Genomic DNA, 20638 nt, shown 5'->3' on the forward strand with positions numbered 1-20638 from the left:
GCAGTACAGCACCAAAATCGGGCGATGCGGTGAAATGGTTTGGCACAGTTGCACGCAAATGTTGCGAGGCACAACGCAAAACGCCAACCCGAAGGTTGGCGTTCTGTTCACTCAAGTGCGTTTCAGCGCGGTACGACCGGCTTGCGAGCCGGCTTCGGCCCTTTGCCTTTCGCCGCTTCCTTGCGCTCCTTGGCGGCCTGCTGGTTGCGGGCGAATGCCGCGGCCTTGGCCTGTTCACGCTTGTCCCACGGATTGCCGCCGTCGCTGGCGCGCGGTGGCAGACCGTTGTGCTGGGTGAGGATCCTGGTGGTCTTCTCTTTCACGTCCTTTGCCACTTTATGGCTGCCGGCCGGCGTCGAGTTCTTGCGACGGGCACTCTGGTAGCTGTCGGTGGCCGGCTGATGCGTCGGGATCAACTGATGCTTGCCCGGCCCAATCAGGTCGCCACGGCCCATGCGGATCAGCGCTTCACGCAGCATCGGCCAGCCTTTCGGGTCGTGATAACGCAGGAACGCCTTGTGCAGACGACGCTGTTCTTCGCTCTTGACGATGGTCACACCGTCGCTCTTGTAGGTGACCTTGCGCAGCGGGTTCTTGCCTGAGTGGTACATCGCGGTGGCGGTGGCCATCGGCGACGGATAGAACGCCTGCACCTGGTCGGCACGGAAGCCGTTGCCTTTGAGCCACAGGGCCAGGTTCATCATGTCTTCGTCGGTGGTGCCCGGGTGCGCGGCGATGAAGTACGGAATCAGGTACTGCTCTTTCCCCGCTTCCTTGGTGTACTTCTCGAACATGCGCTTGAAGCGATCGTAGGTGCCGATCCCGGGTTTCATCATCTGGTTGAGCGGACCTTCCTCGGTATGCTCAGGGGCGATCTTCAGGTAACCGCCGACGTGGTGGGTCACCAGCTCCTTGACGTACTCCGGCGACTCGACCGCGAGGTCGTAACGCAGGCCGGAGGCGATCAGGATCTTCTTCACACCCGGCAACGCACGGGCGCTGCGATACAGCTGAATCAGCGACGAGTGGTCAGTGTTCAGGTTCGGGCAGATGCCCGGGAACACGCAGGACGGCTTGCGGCACGCGGATTCGATTTCCGGGCTCTTGCAGGCGATGCGGTACATGTTCGCGGTCGGGCCGCCGAGGTCGGAAATAACGCCGGTGAATCCCGGGACCTTGTCGCGGATCTCTTCGATTTCGCGAATGATCGACTCTTCGGAACGGTTCTGGATGATCCGGCCTTCGTGCTCGGTGATCGAGCAGAAGGTGCAGCCGCCGAAGCAGCCACGCATGATGTTCACCGAGAAGCGGATCATGTCGTAGGCCGGGATCTTTTCCTTGCCGTACGCAGGATGCGGAACACGTGCGTAAGGCATGCCGAACACGTAGTCCATTTCTTCAGTGGTCATCGGAATCGGCGGCGGGTTGAACCAGACGTCGATCTCGCCATGCTTCTGCACCAGCGCACGGGCGTTGCCCGGGTTGGTTTCCAGGTGCAGCACGCGGTTGGCGTGGGCGTACAGGACCGGGTCGTTACGCACCTTTTCCATCGACGGCAGGCGGATCACGGTCTTGTCGCGGGTCATTTTCGGGCTGGCCAGGATCTGTACGACCTTGGCTTCTTCCGGATCATCAACCGGACCTTTCTCTTGCTCGATCGCGCAAGCCTGGGTGTCCTGGGTGTTGACGTACGGGTTGATGATCTTGTCGATCTTGCCCGGACGGTCGATGCGCGTGGAATCGACTTCGTACCAGCCCGCAGGCGTGTCGCGACGAATGAACGCGGTGCCGCGCACATCGGTGATGTCTTCGATCTTGTGACCGTAGGACAGACGCTGGGCGACTTCGACAATCGCGCGTTCGGCGTTGCCGTACAGCAGGATGTCGGCGCTGGCGTCGATCAGGATCGAGTTGCGCACACGATCCTGCCAGTAGTCGTAGTGGGCGATGCGGCGCAGGGAGGCTTCGATGCCGCCGAGCACGATCGGCACGTGCTTGTAGGCTTCCTTGCAGCGCTGGCTGTAGACCAGGCTCGCGCGGTCCGGACGCTTGCCGGCCATGCCACCCGGGGTGTAGGCGTCGTCGGAACGGATTTTCTTGTCCGCGGTGTAGCGGTTGATCATCGAGTCCATGTTGCCGGCCGCGACGCCGAAGAACAGGTTAGGCTCGCCGAGCTTCATGAAGTCGTCTTTGGACTGCCAGTTCGGCTGCGCGATGATCCCGACGCGGAAGCCCTGGGACTCCAGCAGCCGGCCGATGATCGCCATGCCGAACGACGGGTGATCGACGTAGGCATCTCCCGTGACAATGATGATGTCGCAGGAATCCCAGCCGAGCTGATCCATCTCCTCCCTGCTCATCGGCAGGAATGGCGCTGGCCCGAAACATTCGGCCCAATATTTTGGATAGTCAAATAACGGCTTGGCTGCTTGCATGTCGATAACCGGTGTTGGCTTTCATTGAATTTCGCGGGCGCGGAATATAGCACAAATTTTGACCAATTCCGACGGCCGTGGTCGGTTTCTCTCCCCTTTGTCCCGCCTGCCACACACCGGTTCCAAAAGATGCCCTTCAACTTATTCAAGGATGAATACAGATGCCTGCAAAACCTCCGTCAAAAGGCGCAACCACCGTCGAGGTCCATAACCCGCCTTTGCGATCAACCCATGACCATCTGCCACGGCACGACGCCTCGCAAACCATCCTTCCTGTCGAGCACAGTCTCATCAATGGAAGGACATCGGGCAGAATCCCGGACAGCACAGACCCGGACATGATCTCTCCAGCGCCATCGGTGAGCGTCAGCGAAACTCATTCATACCCGCCCGCAATACCCACACCGCCTTTACTTGATGCCTACAGGGTTGCCCCGAACCCCCGATTGCCGGTCGCCGACGCATCAGGATTCAGAAGGTTCAAGGGCCGACAGTTCATCGATATGTACGATGGCAGCATCCTGCAAATCAGCCTGGATCCCGACACTGCTCTCTATCGGGCCAGACTGGGAAGCGAATCAAGGCCCTCCGGGCCGATTCTCTTCCATGATCCCCACAGCAGCCGATGGCACCCGCTGATCGACTTCGAAAAGAGCCCACTCCCGCTCTCTGCCAGCCGGCTGGAGACCTTCAGGACGCCTCTGGACTTCTCCGGAGCAGAACCGGACAGCGACGGTCTGCATGGTTTCGAAGGCAAGCGCTACGTCATCATCGAGAACCATGCCCATCAGGTGATGCGCGACGTTGACGCTTCATCTCCCAAGCGCAATGTCTGGCGCGTCGTCAATCCGAAGGACCCGGTCGCCGTTGACAGCGAAAATATCTATCGCGCAAGCCGATCCGGCGAAACGCTGGCCATCACCCGCAATGCCGATGGCATCTGGACGACAAGTCTGGATGGACTCAAGGGAGGCATGCGCCGCACCGCACAGACCCAGGACAACAAAGCCTATTTGCTTCAACGGTATGAGCCCGTCAGAAACGCCTTCGAGGCGTTGGCCGCGTCCAACAAGCGCTATGGAGAACTCTGGGACAGCGCCCGATATCTTCCCGAGGGAAGCCAGGCCGAAAAGGAAGCACTGATCAAGCTTGAAGTGCATGTCATCAAGCACACAAGAATGCAGGCCGAATACGCCAGGTCACTGATCGACAACAAGGACTGGTTGATCCTGCTGAAGGCCGGCGGACTCTACAAAAGCGAACTGCATGCTCTTCAATTGAACAGAGTCGACTATTTCAACAAATTGATCGCCGTCATGGATCGCAGGGTCTATCCGACCGTGAATGCGATAACGGTCGAATCGCTGAAGAACAACTTTGCCCATCTCAACAAAAAGCTGAAGATCATGGATGATCGTCAGGTTGTGATGGATCAGGTTCGCAAAGCCGACCGTAGTGCAACATCCGAACTGGATGACTTGAACCATGGTGTACCCACCGTAGACCAGATCCATTCCAGCCAGTACAACATCTGCCTGCGCCTGATTTCCGACGACCCCGAAAACCCGCCACCTTTCGGTATGCGCAGTGCCATGGGCATGCACTTGCTGAAAAAGGACTTGAACGAAGTCTCTGGCTACTCCGAACCGCTGGCACTGCAATTGACGCTGGAAAACATCAGGAGCGACAGAGCCGGATTCGAATCCCTGGATACTTCAGCGGACCCGGTAAAGGCGGGATACGTCAGCCAGGCGCTGTCCTTGATGGATACGTTCGAAACGAAAATCGACAACCGCCTGAACGCAATCCATGAACAGGTCGACAGCAACAGCCAGTTACCTCTTTACGACCAGGATATCGATTTCGATTTTCTTCCGGAGCAACCCGCTGGAGAGACCGAGGCAACCGCCCCGCGAAAACTGTTCCGGACACGCCATCATGGCACTTACCGGGTTCTGGTCGGAGTGCAGGACACCGCAGCGGATGGCAGCGTTACGCTCAAGGTTCCCGATCTTTTCAAGCCACATGAGCCACCTCAACGCTACGAAAAAATCGAAGGTGAGTGGCGACAGATTCGCCCTGCCGCCACTCTCACACCCGGACCACAACTTGTGAACAACGCGACTGAAAGTCTTGCACGCGTGGATGAACATGTTACCCAGGCCCGGCTCATGGAAGCCCGTAAAGCCAATCCGACCAATATCGTCGAATTTCTGGGCGCAGAAACGGATCGCTTCAGGGATCTGGCGCAACGTCTGGTGGCTACCGGCCGGGTAGCAGAGGACGCCGAGTCAAGCGGATTGATCAGCCGGCTCAGAAACGCCGCGGCATCAATGGAGGCCGAAGGACAATCCATTCTGATACGGATGTACAAAAACAAGGATGTGCTGGATGTACTGCGCCTGAACTTCCTGCTCGATCACTCACAGCTGAAAATAGTGAAAACGGTAGATCGCAGCCAAACGGGCAAGGGAAGGGACAAGTCGTTCCTCGATGTCTACTCGATCAACGACCGTTCAGATAATGCGCCGTTGTGGGAGGCCCACTTTCACTACGACAGGCAAGATCGCGCGGCACTGGACTACACGCTCAAGGGTGCACACTTGAAAACCCTGGAACAAAGCAAGCTCGGCAGCACGTTTCAACAGCGCGAAGAACAGGCAGGTCGGCCCCACCAGCGGATCTGGCGGGAATTCATCAGTCCGCGGGTCGCCCAGAAACTGTTCGATCACCTGGCATGACTCGCCCTACTCGTCATCGTCGAAGTTATAACTGCCCGGCGCGAGGTTCTCGAAGCGCGTGTACTTGCCGATGAAGGCCAGGCGGATAAAGCCGATCGGGCCGTTCCGCTGTTTGCCGATGATGATTTCGGCGATGCCTTTATGCTCGGTTTCCGGGTGATACACCTCGTCCCGGTACACGAACATGATGACGTCGGCGTCCTGCTCGATCGCTCCGGATTCCCGCAAGTCGGAGTTCACCGGGCGCTTGTTGGGACGTTGTTCCAGGGAGCGGTTGAGCTGCGACAGAGCCACCACCGGGCAGTTGAATTCCTTGGCCAGAGCCTTCAGGGATCGGGAGATCTCTGAAATTTCGTTGGTCCGGTTGTCACCGCTGGAGCCCGGGATCTGCATCAGCTGCAGGTAGTCGATCATGATCAGGCCGATGTCACCGTGCTCGCGCACCAGACGCCGGGTCCGGGCACGCATTTCCGACGGGCTGATGCCGGCGGTGTCATCGATGAACAGTTTGCGGTCGTTGAGCAGGTTGACCGCCGAGGTCAGGCGTGGCCAGTCGTCGTCTTCCAACTGACCGGAACGCACCTTGGTCTGGTCGATGCGGCCGAGGGACGACAGCATACGCATGATCAACGATTCGCCTGGCATCTCGAGGGAGTACACCAGCACTGCCTTGTCGCTGCGCAGTACGGCGTTTTCCACCAGGTTCATCGCAAAAGTCGTCTTACCCATCGACGGACGGCCGGCGACGATGATCAGGTCGGCCGGTTGCAGGCCGCTGGTCTTCTCGTCGAGGTCGGTGTAACCGGTGGACAGGCCGGTGATCGCGTCCGAAGTATTGAACAAGGTGTCAATGCGGTCGATGGCTTTGGTCAACAGGTCATTCACACCCACCGGGCCGCCGGTTTTTGGCCGGGCCTCGGCAATCGCGAAGATCTGCCGTTCGGCTTCGTCGAGGATCTCTTCGGCCGTGCGGCCTTCCGGGTTGAAAGCGGCATCGGCGATATCGTTGCTGATGCCGATCAACTGGCGCAACGTCGCACGCTGGCGAACGATCTGCGCATAGGCCTTGATGTTGGCGACGGACGGCGTGTTTTTCGCCAGTTCACCGAGGTATCCGAGGCCGCCGACTTGCGAAGTCTGACCTTCCTTGTCCAGTTGCTCGGCAAGGGTCACGACGTCGATCGGCGAGTTCTGATCGGCCAGTTTGGCGATCGCGCGGAAAATCAGACGGTGGTCATGCCGGTAGAAATCGCCGTCGGAGACTTGATCGAGCACGCGTTCCCAGGCGTTGTTGTCCAGCATCAGACCACCGAGCACGGCCTGTTCGGCCTCGATGGAATGCGGCGGCACCTTCAGCGCGGCGGTTTGCAGATCGTATTGCTCGGGAGCGGAGATTTCGTTCATGGCCACTTTTAATTCAGGAAAAGCAGGGATTGCAGAAAGACAAAGGGCACGACCTGTAGACAGGATCGTGCCCGATGTTAACCGTCTGACGGACAAGCCGCCAGTCGATCAGGGTGTTGCTTAAGCTGCTACCACGACAACGCGTACGGTGGCTTCAACTTCGGCGTGCAGGTGCACAGCCACGTCGAATTCACCCACGTTGCGGATGGTGCCGTTCGGCAGACGAACTTCGCTTTTCGCAACTTCAACGCCAGAGGCGGTCAGTGCGTCAGCGATGTCGTGAGTACCGATCGAACCGAACAGCTTGCCTTCGTCGCCAGCGGTGGCAGTGATGGTCACTTCCAGCTCGGCCAGTTGGGCAGCACGGCTTTCAGCCGATGCTTTACGGTCGGCAGCGGCTTTTTCCAGCTCAGCGCGACGCTCTTCGAACGCAGCCAGGTTGGCAGCGGTCGCAGCGGTGGCTTTGCCGAAAGGCAGCAGGTAGTTACGGCCGTAACCGGCCTTAACGTTTACTTTGTCGCCCAGGTTGCCCAGGTTGGCGATTTTTTCCAGAAGGATCAGTTGCATGTGGAAATCCTCTTAACTTTTAACCTTCACCGTTCGCGTTATCGGTGTCTTTCGACACGTGACGACCGCGAAAATCAATCAGGCTGTCGACAATGGCCAAGACCACAAGCAACGGACCGAGCAAGTGCATGAAAGGCACGAGCGTGACGTATATCCCCACCAGCCAGAAACCGGCCAGCCGTTTCTGCGCCACCAGCCCGTGAACCAGGGCCAGACCGGCGAAGAACAGCGGCACGCTGCACAACGGCAACAGAACCAGTGCGTGCAGACCGAAGAACGGTGCCACACACATGACGGCCAGAAGCGACAGCGCAACGCCTTTCGGCAGTCGGATGGCGCGAAACTCGCGACCGAAACCGCCGGGGTTATACAACAACGCCTGCCAGTAGCGCCCAAGAATCAGGCACAGCACGCTAAAGACCTGCAACGACACCGCTGTCGAAATGATCGACAGTGGGACCGCCAATCCCGTGAGAATCGCCTTCTGGTCTGCCGAGAATTTCTCGTAGACCTCACCCATCGCCAGCGGCAAGACTTGTTCAAACGTCTGCGCCAGCGCTTCGGTGAAGGAACCGAAAACGGTTCCCAGGCTCACGGCAATCAACAATCCCACGGCCACGCTGACCAGCAGCACGCGATTCCAGGTGTGTTCGGCGCGTAAAACCAGCGCCAGACCGCAAGCCCCGAGCAGCACTATCAGTGCCGTCGGGTCTTTGAGGTAGTGCCAGCTCACCAACGCTGACAGCACTCCCACACCCAGGACGCTCAAGGCGTCCGAACCGCGCCGCAGGAGCACAAGGCAACCTGCAGCGGCACTCAACCAGAACAACAGCGGCAATGCCGCAGATCCGGCCACGACCAGCGTGGCCTGCATACGCCCCCGCATGATGAATTCAGCCAAGGCACGCATGCATTCGATCCCTTACTTACTTGTCGACTACCCGGTCTCAGCGGCCGTGGCTGTCGGTGTAGGCCAGCAGGGCCAGGAAGCGGGCGCGCTTGATAGCGGTGGCCAGCTGACGCTGATAACGAGCTTTGGTACCGGTGATGCGGCTTGGAACGATTTTGCCGGTCTCGGATACGTAGGCTTTCAGAGTGTTGAGATCTTTGTAGTCGATCTCCTTCACGTCTTCAGCGGTGAAGCGGCAGAATTTACGACGACGGAAGAAACGTGCCATTTGATAGGCTCCTTAAAAGGTCCGTGGATTACTCGTCAGCGTTATCGCTGTTGTCGCTGTCGCTATCGCTGTCATCGCCATCGGCGCTGCCATCGTGCTCAGGACGTTCGCGACGCTCACGGCGCTCACTGCGGTTTTCTTCAGCCTTGAGCATCTCGGACTGGCCGGTAACGGCTTCGTCGCGACGGATGACCAGGTTACGGATCACAGCATCGTTGTAGCGGAAGTTGTCTTCCAGCTCGGCCAGGGCCTTGCCGGTGCACTCAACGTTCAGCATCACGTAGTGAGCCTTGTGAACATTGTTGATTGCGTAGGCCAGTTGACGACGGCCCCAGTCTTCCAGACGGTGGATTTTGCCGCCGTCTTCTTCGATCAGCTTGGTGTAACGCTCAACCATGCCGCCGACTTGCTCGCTCTGGTCAGGGTGGACCAGAAAGATGATTTCGTAATGACGCATGAATGCTCCTTACGGGTTGTAGCCTGCCGCTCAAAAACGGTCAGACAAGGAGTGAATGACACTTATGGACTTGCCGGCGCGGGGCACATGGATGCCTGCCGTCACAGCAAGGGGCGCAATTGTAGAGAAGGGACAGAAGAGGTGCAAGGCAATTGGTGATTATTTGAACAGCCACCAATCCGGGCCACACCACAAAGCACTGTGGGAGCGAGCCTGCTCGCGATGGCGGCTTAACATCCAACATTAATGCTGAATGTAACTCCGCTTCGCGAGCAGGCTCGCTCCCACATTGGACGGCGTAAGGCTTAAGCCTTTTTGGCAGCAGCCTTGGCCTTGGCCCCACGCTGGCGCTGGGCCTCGAACAGGCACACGCCGGTCGCAACCGACACGTTGAGACTGCTGACGCTGCCGGCCATCGGCAGGTGCACCAGGTAATCGCAGTGCTCACGGGTCAGGCGACGCATGCCTTTGCCTTCGGCGCCCATGATCAGGATGGTCGGGCCGGTCAGGTCCTGGTCGTAGATGCTGACCTCGGCCTCACCCGCCGTGCCGACAATCCACAGACCGCGTTGCTGAAGCTTTTCCAGGGTGCGCGCAAGGTTGGTCACGGCCACCAGCGGAATCACTTCCGCCGCGCCGCAGGCCACTTTCCGCACGACCGGCGTCAGCGTGGCCGACTTGTCTTTCGGCACGATGACCGCCAGCGCACCGGCAGCATCCGCCGAACGCAGGCAGGCGCCGAGGTTGTGCGGATCGGTCACGCCGTCGAGCACCAACAGCAGCGGCGCGCCTTCGGTGCGATCGAGCAGCTCGTCGAGCATCGCTTCGCCCCAGACCTGGCTCGGACTGACGTCCGCCACCACGCCCTGGTGCACGCCTTCGACCCAGGCGTCCATTTCGCGGCGCTCGGCCTGACCGATCTGGACCCGGTTTTCGTTGGCCAGCTCGATCAGCGTCTGCACCCGCGGATCGTTGCGGCTTTCGGCCAGCCAGATCTGCTTGACGCGTTTAGGATGGTGACGCAGCAACGCTTCTACCGCGTGAACGCCGTAGATTTTTTCCAACTGACTCATGACTTCGCCTTCGGTTTACGTGCTCCGCCGTTTTTGGCTGGAGCAGAACCCGCTTTTGGCGGGCCCTTGCGGTGTTTGCTCGGTTTGCCTGGCTTGCTGCCGGAGGCCTTTTCAGGCGCCGACCGCCCGGTCTTTCCCCCGGACGCCGCTTTACCACCGTTTTTGGCGTCGGCCAGCAAGGCCTTCTTCATCTCACGGCTTTTGCGCAGCTCGGCGTTTTTCGCCACGGCGTCGCTCGGACGATAAGCCTCGGCGACTTTTTCCTTGGCTGGACGACGGCTGGCAGTTTTTGCCGGAGCCTTTTCTTCCACAGCCTTGGCCGCTGGAGCGGCGGTTTCGGTGCCACGCTTCTTGCGACCGATTGGTGCGCTGATGGTTTTCTCGGCCATCTCGAAGTCGATCTTGCGCTCGTCGAGATCGACGCGCATGACGCGCACTTCAACGGTATCGCCAAGACGGAAGCTGCGACCGGTGCGCTCGCCCGCCAGGCGGTGGTGCACAGGGTCGAAGTGGTAGTAGTCGCCCGGCAGCGCCGTCACGTGCACCAGACCTTCGACGTAGATATCGGTCAGTTCGACGAACAGGCCGAAACCGGTCACGGCAGTGATCACGCCAGGGAACGATTCGCCCACGCGATCTTTCATGAACTCGCACTTGAGCCAGTTCACCACGTCGCGGGTCGCTTCGTCGGCACGGCGCTCGCTCATCGAGCACTGCTCGCCGAGTTGCTCCAGGGCCGCTTCGTCGTAAGGATAGATGCGCGCCTTCGGAATCGTCATGGCACCGGCACGGCGAACGTGCGGGGTGTCCTGTTTCGAGTGGATCACGCTGCGGATCGCGCGGTGCGTGAGCAGGTCCGGGTAACGACGGATCGGCGAGGTGAAGTGGGTGTAGGCTTCGTAGTTCAGGCCGAAGTGGCCTTCGTTCTGGGCGCTGTACACCGCCTGGCTCAGGGAGCGCAGCATCACGGTCTGGATCAGGTGGAAATCCGGACGGTCCTTGATGCTGGCCAGCAGTGCCTGATAGTCCTTCGGCGTCGGGCCGTCCTTGCCTTTATGCAGGGACAGGCCGAGCTCGCCGAGGAACGCGCGCAGTTTTTCCAGACGCTCCGGCGGCGGACCGTCGTGAACGCGGTACAGCGCAGGGATTTCGTGCTTTTTCAGGAACTCGGCAGTGGCCACGTTGGCCGCCAGCATGCATTCCTCGATCAGCTTGTGCGCGTCGTTACGGGTGGTCGGTCGGATTTCGGCAATCTTGCGCTCGGAGCCGAAGATGATCCGGGTTTCCTGCGTTTCGAAATCGATCGCGCCACGAACGTGACGGGCAGCCAGCAACACTTTGTACAGCGCATAGAGCTGCTTCAGGTGCGGCAGAATGTCGGTGTATTCGCCGCGGAGCTTGCGACCTTCGGTGGCTTTCGGCGTTTCCAGCATCGCGCTGACCTTGTTGTAGGTCAGACGGGCGTGGGAGTGGATCACCGCTTCGTAGAAGCAGTAGTCGGTCATTTCGCCGGATTTGGAGATGGTCATCTCGCAAACCATGGCCAGACGATCGACGTGCGGGTTCAGCGAGCACAGGCCGTTGGAGAGCTGCTCCGGCAGCATCGGCACCACGCGCTCGGGGAAGTACACCGAGTTGCCGCGCACCTGGGCTTCGTTGTCCAGGGCCGAACCGATCTTCACGTAGCTGGAAACGTCGGCAATCGCCACGTACAACTTCCAGCCGCCGGAGAACAGGCGCAGCTTGCCTGGCTTGGATTCGCAGTAGACCGCGTCGTCGAAGTCGCGGGCATCTTCACCGTCGATGGTGACGAACGGCAGATGGCGCAGGTCGACGCGTTTCTCTTTGTCTTTTTCTTCGACTTCCGGCTTGAGTTTGCCGGCTTCCTTCAGAACGGCTTCAGGCCAGACGTGCGGAATGTCGTAGGTGCGCAGGGCGACATCGATTTCCATGCCCGGCGCCATGTAGTTGCCGACGACTTCGATCACATCGCCTTGCGGCTGGAAGCGCGGAGTCGGCCAGTGGGTGATTTTCACCTCGACGAACTGACCGATCTGGGCGTTGGCGTTGCGACCCGGGGTCACCAGCACTTCCTGCTGGATCTTCGGGTTGTCCGCGACCACGAAGCCGATGCCGCCCTCTTCGAAGTAACGGCCAACGATGCTTTCGTGGGCACGGGACACCACTTCGACGATCACGCCTTCGCGACGGCCGCGACGGTCCAGGCCGGACACGCGAGCCAGGGCCCGGTCGCCGTCGAACACCAGACGCATCTGCGCCGGGCTCATGAACAGGTCGTCGGAGCCGTCGTCCGGCACCAGGAAGCCGAAGCCGTCGCGGTGACCGCTGATGCGGCCGAGGATCAGGTCGAGCTTGTCTACCGGCGCATAAGTGCCACGGCGGGTGTAGATCAGTTGAGCGTCGCGCTCCATGGCGCGCAGGCGGCGGCGCAGGGCTTCGATCTGGTCTTCTGTGGTCAGACCAAATTCTTCGACCAGTTGCTCGCGGGCAGCAGGCGAACCCCGATCAGCAAGGTGCTGAAGGATCAGTTCGCGGCTGGGAATAGGGTTTTCATATTTTTCCGCTTCACGAGCGGCCTCGGGATCGAGGGACTGCCAATCGGCCATTAGAGAGTTTTCACCTTGTCTATATGCGGGTTAGTTTGGCATAGGCGCCATCAAACGGGAAATTTCCGACTCTATAAGGCGCGTCTTGAGCCTTGTATCGACGTCTGAAAGGCGTTTTGAACACCGCTGGTAAAAAAAACCAATTTTTTTGCTGGCAGGGGTTTACAGTTAAAAAGGCGCTCCGTATAGTGCGCGCCATCGACGACGTACAGACGCTGTCGAGATGCCCAGGTGGTGAAATTGGTAGACACGCCAGCTTCAGGTGCTGGTGACCTTACGGTCGTGGAAGTTCGAGTCTTCTCCTGGGCACCAATTTCGAGTTTGAGACTAGAACAGTTTCAAGACTCACACAAAAACCCGCGAAAGCGGGTTTTTTGCATTCTGCGTCCCGCTTTTTTCTGAAATTGATTTATTAAAATCAAATCAGGGGTTTACAGATCAAAAGGCGCTCCGTATAGTGCGCCACATCAACAGCGGCAACGCTGAAGATGAAGCCCAGATGGTGAAATTGGTAGACACGCCAGCTTCAGGTGCTGGTGACCTTACGGTCGTGGAAGTTCGAGTCTTCTTCTGGGCACCAATTCAAATTCAAGGTCACGATCTTGAATCTCACAAAAACCCGCGAAAGCGGGTTTTTGCGTTTCTGGCTTCCTGAAAAACTCAAGCCGCCCTACCAAACCCTTATCCTGCTCGCAAGGAGCATTTGAGAAACGATATCGTTTATCATTGTTGCAAGTTTTTGCAATGCGACAGTGAGGAACCCTGCGAATGATGTTTCGAAATACCCTGCGCCGCGGCTTGACCTTCACCCTGCTCGGCCTGGCACTCGCCACTCCCCTCACCCAGGCTGCCGATACGGTTTCCCTGACTCTCTACAACGGTCAACACAAGGAAGTCGGCGACGCGATCGCCAAGGCTTTCGAAGCCAAGACCGGTATTCACGTCAATGTGCGCAAGGGCAGCAGCAACCAGCTCGCCAGCCAGATTATCGAAGAGGGCGACCGCTCCCCCGCCGACGTCATCTACACCGAAGAGTCCCCGCCACTGAACAACCTCGGCGAACTCGGCCTGCTGGCCAAGTCCGACGATGCCACTCTGGCAGTCCTGCCGAAAAAATACGTCGCCGGCAATGGCACCTGGATCGGCGTCACCGCACGGGTTCGCGTAGTCGCCTTCAACCCGAAGCTGGTTGATGAGAAAGACCTGCCAAAATCGGTACTGGATTTCGCCGATCCGCAGTGGCAAGGCAAGGTCGGCTTCGTGCCCACCAGCGGTGCCTTTCAGGAACAGGCCGTCGCCATCATCAAAAAGCATGGTCGTGAAGCCGCCGAAGAATGGCTGACCGGCCTGCGTGCCTTCGGCAAGACCTACAGCAACAACATGGTTGCCCTCAAGGCTGTGGAAAACGGCGAAGTCGCGACCGTACTGGTGAACAATTACTACTGGTTCGCCCTGCAACGGGAAAAAGGCAAGCTTGATTCGAAACTGCATTACTTCACCGGCGGCGACGTGGGTGGCTTGATCACTGTCTCCAGCGCAGCGGTGCTGAAGTCCAGCAAACATCCAAAAGAAGCCCAGCAATTCCTCGCGTACATGGCCAGCGAAGAAGGCCAGCGCGTCATCACCCAGACCACCGCCGAGTATCCGCTGCACAACGGCATGGAATCGGATCGTGGCCTCAAGCCTTTCAGTGAGCTGGAAGCGCCGGACGTTACGCCGGCCGATCTCGGTAATGCCGAAGAAGCGCTGGAACTGGAACGCGAAGTTGGCCTGAACTGATGAGCGCCTCGTTATCCGCCCCCGCCACGCGCGGGGGGTACGTGCCACGGCGCAAGCGGCCGTCGATCTGGCTGGTGCTGCCGGTGTTGCTGCTGGTGGTGATGAGCCTCTTGCCTCTTGCCTACGTCGGGCTCAAAGCCTGGCAGGCGGGCTGGTCCGAGGCGCTGCATTTGCTGTGGCGCCCTTACGTGTTCGGCCTGCTGCGCAACACATTGGCACTGATGGTTGGCGTAACCGTGACTTGCGGCGTGATCGGACTGTCGCTGGCATGGCTGCTGGAGCGCAGCAATCTGCCGGGCCGGCGTTTGTGGGGCGTGATTCTGTGTTTGCCGTTTGCGGTACCGGCATTCGTCAGCAGTTTTACCTGGGTATCGCTCAGCGCGCAGTTCGAAGGACTCGGCGGGGCGATCCTGGTGATGAGCCTGTCGAAATATCCCCTGATCTTTCTTCCGGTGGCAGCCACCCTGCGCAATCTCGACCCTTCCCTTGAAGAGTCGGCAAGGACACTGGGACAGAATCGCTGGGGCGTGTTTTTCCGCGTCACCCTGCCACTGCTCTGGCCTTCGCTGCTGGCCGGCTCCTTGCTGATTGCCCTGCACATGCTGGTGGAATTCGGCGCACTGTCGATTATCGGCCTGCAAACTTTCACCACGGCGATCTATCAGCAATTCGAACTGGAATTCAGCAATGCCAATGCCGCAATGCTGTCGGCAGTGCTGCTGGCGCTGTGTTTGATGTTGCTATGGCTGGAACTGCGGGTGCGCGGCAAGGGACGCCATGTGCGTATCGGCCAGGGTGCGGCGCGTCGGGCCGAGCAGGTGCAACTCGGACCCTGGGCAATTGCCGGTCAGCTTTATTGCCTGACGTTGGCGATTGTTGGCAGCGGGATTCCGCTGGGGATGCTGGCGTACTGGCTAGCGGTCGGCTCGTCAGCAGCCTTCCCGGTGGCGGCAATCACCGAAGCACTGCTGTCGTCGCTTGCACTGTCGCTGGGTGGCGCGGGACTTTGCCTGCTACTGGCGGTGCCAGTCGGATTGCTGGTGGTACGCTACAAGGGCCAACTGGCGATCTGGGCCGAGCGCCTGCCGTATCTGCTGCATGCGTTGCCGGGACTGGTGATCGCGCTGACGCTGGTGTATTTCGCTCTGCATTACGTGCCGGCGCTGTATCAGACTTCCATGTTGTTACTGATCGCGTATGCGCTGCTGTTCCTGCCACTGGCTCAGGCGCCAATCCGCACAGCGCTGAACAAAGCGGCACCCCAACTGGAAGAAGCCGCCCGCACGCTGGGTGCGTCATCGTTCACGGCGTTCTGCCGAGTGACCCTGCCGATCATTTTCCCGGCACTGGGCGCGGCGTTTGCGCTGGTGTTTCTGGATGCCATGAAGGAACTGACAGCGACACTGCTGCTGAGTCCGACCGGTCTCAACACCTTGGCGACCGAAGTCTGGGCACACACCTCGAATGTCGAGTTCGCAGCCGCAGCGCCTTATGCGGCGTTGTTGATCGTGGTGTCGGGGTTACCCGTCTACCTGCTGACAACCCGGATGTATTTGAGCCGATAAAAAAATCGCAGCCGAAGCTGCGATTTTTTTGCCCGCACTATCAGGCCCGGAACTGCCCCAGACTCGCCTTGAGCTGCGCCGCCAGACCATCCAGCACCTTGCCGCTGGCGGTGGTCTCGACCACCGCCTGAGCGGCTTTCTCCGCCTGGGCATGAATCGTCTCGACCCGACCGCGCACGGCCTGCGCCCCCTGCGCCTGATGCGCCGCTGCCTGAGTCGCCAGACCAATCGCCGCATGCACCTGCTCGACCGACGCCTGCACCGACTGCTGCAACCGCGCGCTGTCACGCAGCACCAGCAAACCTTCGCTGGCTTGGCGCCCGGCCTGACCGATCGCCTCAACCGCCTCACGGGCGCCCTGCTGCAAGGCCACGATATGCGCCTGAATGTCGCCGGTAGAGCTTTGAGTCTTGCTCGCCAACGCCCGGACTTCGTCCGCCACCACCGCAAAACCGCGACCGGTCTCCCCGGCCCGGGCGGCTTCGATGGCGGCGTTGAGCGCCAGAAGATTGGTCTGCTCGGCGATACCGTGAATCACGGTCAGCACCACTTCGATCTGTTCGCTCTGCTGTGCCAGCCGCTCGATGACTTTCGCCCCGGTGTCGACCTGCCCCGCCAGCGCCTCGATCAGGCTGCCGACCTTGGCCGACGTGCGGGTGTTCTCGTCGGTGGCCTGACGAATATCCACCACCTGCTTCAGCGCCGCCTGCATCGCATGGCTTTCCGACTGCGCCTCATCAGCCATTTGCGACAGCGCGCGCAGACTTTCGGCGACTTCATCACGCTGCATCCCGGCAGCCGCATCGGCACCCGCATTGCGCAGCGTCATTGCGCCGATTTCCAAGCCTGTTCGCTGAGCCACATCCCCGGCCTCGCGCACGATCGGTTGCAACTTATCCACAAAGCGATTGACCGCCGAAGCCATGTCGCCGATTTCGTCCTTGCTGTTGATCTGCACCCGCTTGGTCAGATCGCCTTCGCCTGCCGCCAGGTCATCCATGGCAGCGTTGAGCATCTTCAAGCGATTGACCACACGGTGGCCGAGCACGACCGCCAACAGCAACAGCACGCCGGCACCAACCAGCGCCAGTCCCATACCGATACGCCAGCGCAGCGTGGCAGCGGCGTCCTGTACGGTGTTGGTCGTGTTGGCTTTCATCTCGGCGGCGGTGGACTGCGCCGACTGCAGGCGCGCACGCATGGCCGTGGCGCTGTCGGCGGCGGCGCCCTTGAGGCTGTCGCCGACCAGTTGATCACTGCTGGCGATCAGCGCCGAGAAGCGCTGATCGAGTGCCGCCAGATCGGTGTCCACCGAGGCCGTCGAGACGCCCATCAGCACCTTGCCGATCTCCACGCCGTTGGGATTGATCGAGGCTTCGAGGTAGTAGACCGAAGGATCGTTCTTCGCCGCATCCAGCACCTTATCCAGCGCCCGCTCGCCCTGGCCTTTTTCCAGAAGGGCCTTGTTGATCGGGTTTTCACGGTTGAGATAGCGGGTCAGATGCTGGCCGGTGGCGTCGTCGTAAACCACAAACAGCACGTTGGGATTGCGCTGGGCCCGGCGGGCGAATTCGGACAGGGTCGGCACGTCGCTGTCCCACATGGCGCGAGGCGCTACGGAGGCGAGCAACTGGGCCATGTCGTTGGCCGAGTCCTTCAAGTCTTTTTCCAGAGTCGTACGCAGCTGCGCCTGCTCGTCCTTCAGACGCGAGGACAGACCGGCAGTCAAACGCTGGCGAGTATTGGTGGATAACGTATCGAGGCTCGACGTGACCTCACGCCCGGCCTGCTCCAGCTCACCGGAGAGCTTCTGGCTGTCGGCGCCCAGGCGAGTGCCGAGGTCGGCTTCCAGCGCCGTGACGGTGCTCCGCGTCAGGGCAACGGCCACCAACACCTGCACCAAAAGGGCGATACCAAGGGTAACGAATACGGGCCGCAACAAACGGCTTTGTAACAGTGAGAGAACGGCCGACACTGTGAATCCCTCTACTTCTGACGCCATTAATTTGATGGCACTCTTGTAGACAGATTCACAGCAAAGGTCATGCCGTCCAACAGGCATAAACGACAAAGGCCCCGATGAAGGGGCCTTTGTGTTTTTACATCAACGACTTATCAAGCGAACGGATGACGCAGAACGATGGTTTCGTTGCGGTCCGGGCCCGTCGAAATAATGTCGATCGGTGCGCCGATCAACTCTTCAACGCGTTTGATGTAGGCGCGAGCGTTGGCTGGCAGCTCTTCCAGGGTCTTGGCACCCACGGTCGATTCGGTCCAGCCCGGCACTTCTTCGTACACAGGCTGCAGGCCTACGTAGCTGTCAGCGTCAGTCGGCGCAACAGCGTTGCCTTGCGCGTCTTTGTAGCCGGTGCAGATGTTGATGGTTTCCAGGCCGTCGAGTACGTCCAGCTTGGTCAGGCAGATGCCCGAGATGCTGTTCACATCGATAGCGCGACGCAGGATAACGGCGTCGAACCAGCCGCAACGACGGGCACGGCCGGTGGTCGCACCGAACTCGTGACCCTGCTTGGCCAGGTGCGCACCGACTTCGTCGAACAGCTCGGTCGGGAATGGACCGGAACCTACGCGAGTGGTGTAAGCCTTGGTGATGCCCAGGATGTAGTCCAGGAACATCGGGCCAACGCCCGAACCGGTCGCCACGCCACCGGCGGTGGTGTTGGAGCTGGTCACGTACGGATAGGTACCGTGGTCGATGTCGAGCAACGAACCTTGGGCGCCTTCGAACATGATGTCTTTGCCGGCGCGACGCAGGTCGTGCAGCTCGGCAGTGACGTCCAGCATCAACGGCTTGAGCAGCTCGGCGTATTCCTTGCACTCGGCCAGGGTCTTTTCGAACTCGATGGCCGGCTCTTTGTAGTAACCGACCAGCATGAAGTTGTGGTAGTCCACCAGTTCACGCAGCTTGTCTTCAAAGCGCGGCATGTTGAGCAGGTCGCCCACACGCAGGCCACGACGTGCAACCTTGTCTTCGTAAGCCGGGCCGATGCCGCGACCGGTGGTGCCGATCTTCAGCTCGCCACGGGCCTTTTCACGGGCCTGGTCCAGCGCCACGTGGAAGGACAGGATCAACGGGCAGGACGGGCTGATACGCAGGCGCTCGCGCACCGGTACGCCTTTCTCTTCCAGCTTGGTGATCTCGCGCAGCAGGGCGTCAGGTGCAACCACCACGCCGTTGCCGATCAGGCACTGCACGCCTTCGCGCAGCACGCCCGACGGGATCAGGTGCAGGACGGTTTTTTCACCATCGATCACCAGTGTGTGGCCAGCGTTGTGGCCACCTTGGTAGCGCACTACGGCGGCAGCATGTTCGGTCAGCAGATCAACGATCTTGCCTTTGCCCTCATCACCCCACTGGGTGCCCAGGACTACGACATTCTTACCCATAACACTTGTCCTCATTCGCGCAAACTTGGTGCCGGCGGTGGCCGGCAGGAAAACTCAAGAAGCCAGTGGCGATACTTGCCAAAGCCCGTTCTGCTGGATCAATTGCCGGTCGCAGTCCGCATCACGGGCGGCGGCCAAAGGTTGTCCAGGCAATGCCTGAACGACACGCTGACCCTCACTGCGCAACTGGCAAACCTGCTGCCAGAGTGCCGCATCCGTACTGTCAGGCATCCAGATACCGCCAGACGGTAACTCGACCTCAGCACGCCCCAGGGTCACCAGGGTTTTCAAATCGGTGGAAAAGCCGGTTGCCGGGCGGGCACGACCGAAGTCGGCGCCGATGTCGTCATAGCGACCGCCCTGAGCGATGGACTGGCCGACACCCGGCACGAACACCGCGAACACCACGCCGGTGTGGTAGTGGTAACCGCGCAGCTCGCCCAGATCGAAGTACAGCGGCAGCTCCGGGAAGCGCGCCGACAGTCGTTCGGCAATCGCCAGCAAATCTTCCAGTGCCGCCAGTACCGGCGCCGGCGCATTGGCCAGACGCTCACGGGCAGCGCTCAACACTTCACGGCCGCCGCACAGGTCGACCAGCGCACGCAGCATGCCGGACAGATCGGCCGGCAGGCCTTCGGTCAGGGTAATGACCTCGTCGATGGCCTTGCGTTGCAACGCATCGAACAGCTGCTGCTCGACTTCACCCGAGAGACCGGCCGCCTGGGCCAGACCGCGGTAGATGCCAACGTGGCCCAGGTCCATGTGCACGTCCGGCACATCGGCCAGTTGCAGCATGGCCAGCATCAGGCTGATGACTTCAACGTCGCTGCTCGGGCTGGCATCGCCGTACAACTCGGCGCCCAACTGGATCGGGCTGCGCGAGGACGACAAGGCACGCGGCTGGGCATGCAGCACGCTGCCGGCGTAGCACAGACGGCTTGGGCCTTCGCGACGCAGGGTGTGCGCATCGATGCGCGCCACTTGCGGCGTGATGTCGGCACGGAAACCCATCTGCCGGCCCGATTGCGGGTCGATGACCTTGAAGGTACGCAGATCCAGGTCCTGGCCCGCGCCGGTCAGCAGGGATTCCAGGTACTCGATATGGGGAGTCACGACAAACTCGTAACCCCAGCTCTGGAACAGATCCAACACCTGACGACGCGCGACTTCAATGCGCGCCGCTTCCGGTGGCAGTACTTCTTCGATGCCATCTGGCAGCAGCCAGCGGTCTACCGTTGCCATTACGCCATTCCCCTTAGATCCGGGCGGCCAGCCCGAGGGCGAGCCTTGAGTGAAGCAGAAAATGACCGGCCCGTTCAAAACGCACGCGCATGAACGACGCGGCGAAAGGCCTGTTACCGGCTTCGCCCATCACTTTCCTCGAAAAACGTTCGGGTCATTCAACCC

General features: G+C 60.2%; 14 protein-coding genes and 2 tRNA genes. 5 read left to right on the forward strand and 11 right to left on the reverse strand.

Annotated features, from left to right (window positions below):
- Positions 1 to 122: 122 nt before the first annotated feature.
- Positions 123 to 2435 (reverse strand): YgiQ family radical SAM protein, encoded by a 2313-nt coding sequence (locus DXT77_RS23895; protein WP_119429440.1) that lies wholly within the window; start codon positions 2433 to 2435, stop codon positions 123 to 125.
- A 161-nt stretch (positions 2436 to 2596) separates the two neighbouring features.
- On the opposite strand from DXT77_RS23895, the gene DXT77_RS23900 reads away from it, so the two are divergent.
- Positions 2597 to 5176 (forward strand): hypothetical protein, encoded by a 2580-nt coding sequence (locus DXT77_RS23900; RefSeq protein WP_147407024.1) that lies wholly within the window; start codon positions 2597 to 2599, stop codon positions 5174 to 5176.
- Between the two features lie 6 nt (positions 5177 to 5182).
- Here the strand turns inward: DXT77_RS23900 and dnaB are convergent, their stop codons facing one another.
- From dnaB to rnr, 7 genes are all read right to left on the reverse strand, one after another.
- The gene (dnaB, locus tag DXT77_RS23905; RefSeq protein WP_119429442.1) at positions 5183 to 6580 is read right to left on the reverse strand and encodes a replicative DNA helicase; all 1398 of its coding nucleotides are present in this window, start codon (positions 6578 to 6580) and stop codon (positions 5183 to 5185) included.
- A gap of 120 nt (positions 6581 to 6700) precedes the next feature.
- Positions 6701 to 7147 carry a 50S ribosomal protein L9 gene (gene rplI / locus DXT77_RS23910; RefSeq protein WP_003186385.1) on the reverse strand — a complete coding sequence of 149 codons (447 nt, stop codon included), beginning with the start codon at positions 7145 to 7147 and terminating at the stop codon, positions 6701 to 6703.
- A gap of 19 nt (positions 7148 to 7166) precedes the next feature.
- The gene (locus DXT77_RS23915; protein ID WP_085711164.1) at positions 7167 to 8057 is read right to left on the reverse strand and encodes a hypothetical protein; all 891 of its coding nucleotides are present in this window, start codon (positions 8055 to 8057) and stop codon (positions 7167 to 7169) included.
- 37 nt (positions 8058 to 8094) lie between these two features.
- Complete coding sequence (gene rpsR, locus DXT77_RS23920; protein WP_002551829.1) at positions 8095 to 8325, reverse strand: 30S ribosomal protein S18; 231 nt, start codon at positions 8323 to 8325, stop codon at positions 8095 to 8097.
- 28 nt (positions 8326 to 8353) lie between these two features.
- Positions 8354 to 8782 carry a 30S ribosomal protein S6 gene (rpsF, locus tag DXT77_RS23925; RefSeq protein WP_007950702.1) on the reverse strand — a complete coding sequence of 143 codons (429 nt, stop codon included), beginning with the start codon at positions 8780 to 8782 and terminating at the stop codon, positions 8354 to 8356.
- Positions 8783 to 9087: 305 nt separating this feature from the next.
- The gene (gene rlmB / locus DXT77_RS23930; RefSeq protein WP_007950704.1) at positions 9088 to 9855 is read right to left on the reverse strand and encodes a 23S rRNA (guanosine(2251)-2'-O)-methyltransferase RlmB; all 768 of its coding nucleotides are present in this window, start codon (positions 9853 to 9855) and stop codon (positions 9088 to 9090) included.
- Positions 9852 to 12482, reverse strand: a complete 2631-nt coding sequence (gene rnr / locus DXT77_RS23935; RefSeq protein ID WP_119429443.1) for a ribonuclease R — start codon at positions 12480 to 12482, stop codon at positions 9852 to 9854. The genes rlmB and rnr overlap by 4 nt, the downstream gene beginning before the upstream one ends.
- Before the next feature lie 225 nt (positions 12483 to 12707).
- Between rnr and DXT77_RS23940 the strand changes: the two genes are divergently transcribed.
- The 4 genes from DXT77_RS23940 to DXT77_RS23955 all read left to right on the forward strand — a co-directional run bounded on the left by DXT77_RS23940 (position 12708) and on the right by DXT77_RS23955 (position 15826).
- Positions 12708 to 12794, forward strand: a tRNA-Leu gene (locus tag DXT77_RS23940).
- Positions 12795 to 12975: 181 nt separating this feature from the next.
- Positions 12976 to 13062: transfer RNA gene (locus DXT77_RS23945), tRNA-Leu, on the forward strand.
- Positions 13063 to 13250: 188 nt separating this feature from the next.
- Positions 13251 to 14261, forward strand: coding sequence for an extracellular solute-binding protein (locus tag DXT77_RS23950; protein WP_119429444.1), 1011 nt, complete (start codon positions 13251 to 13253; stop codon positions 14259 to 14261).
- Positions 14261 to 15826: an iron ABC transporter permease gene (locus DXT77_RS23955; RefSeq protein ID WP_119429445.1), complete on the forward strand. Its 1566-nt coding sequence runs from the start codon at positions 14261 to 14263 to the stop codon at positions 15824 to 15826. Before DXT77_RS23950 ends, DXT77_RS23955 begins: the two co-directional genes overlap by 1 nt.
- A 40-nt stretch (positions 15827 to 15866) precedes the next feature.
- On the opposite strand, the gene DXT77_RS23960 is transcribed toward DXT77_RS23955, so the two are convergent.
- From DXT77_RS23960 to DXT77_RS23970, 3 genes are all read right to left on the reverse strand, one after another.
- Positions 15867 to 17801, reverse strand: a complete 1935-nt coding sequence (locus DXT77_RS23960) for a methyl-accepting chemotaxis protein (RefSeq protein WP_119429446.1) — start codon at positions 17799 to 17801, stop codon at positions 15867 to 15869.
- A gap of 140 nt (positions 17802 to 17941) precedes the next feature.
- Complete coding sequence (locus DXT77_RS23965; RefSeq protein WP_085711159.1) at positions 17942 to 19231, reverse strand: adenylosuccinate synthase; 1290 nt, start codon at positions 19229 to 19231, stop codon at positions 17942 to 17944.
- Positions 19232 to 19285: 54 nt separating this feature from the next.
- Positions 19286 to 20473, reverse strand: coding sequence for an ATP phosphoribosyltransferase regulatory subunit (locus tag DXT77_RS23970; protein WP_114881212.1), 1188 nt, complete (start codon positions 20471 to 20473; stop codon positions 19286 to 19288).
- Positions 20474 to 20638: the final 165 nt, after the last annotated feature.

The sequence above is a fragment of the Pseudomonas sp. 91RF genome, from assembly GCF_003576265.1.
Classification (GTDB): domain Bacteria; phylum Pseudomonadota; class Gammaproteobacteria; order Pseudomonadales; family Pseudomonadaceae; genus Aquipseudomonas; species Aquipseudomonas kribbensis.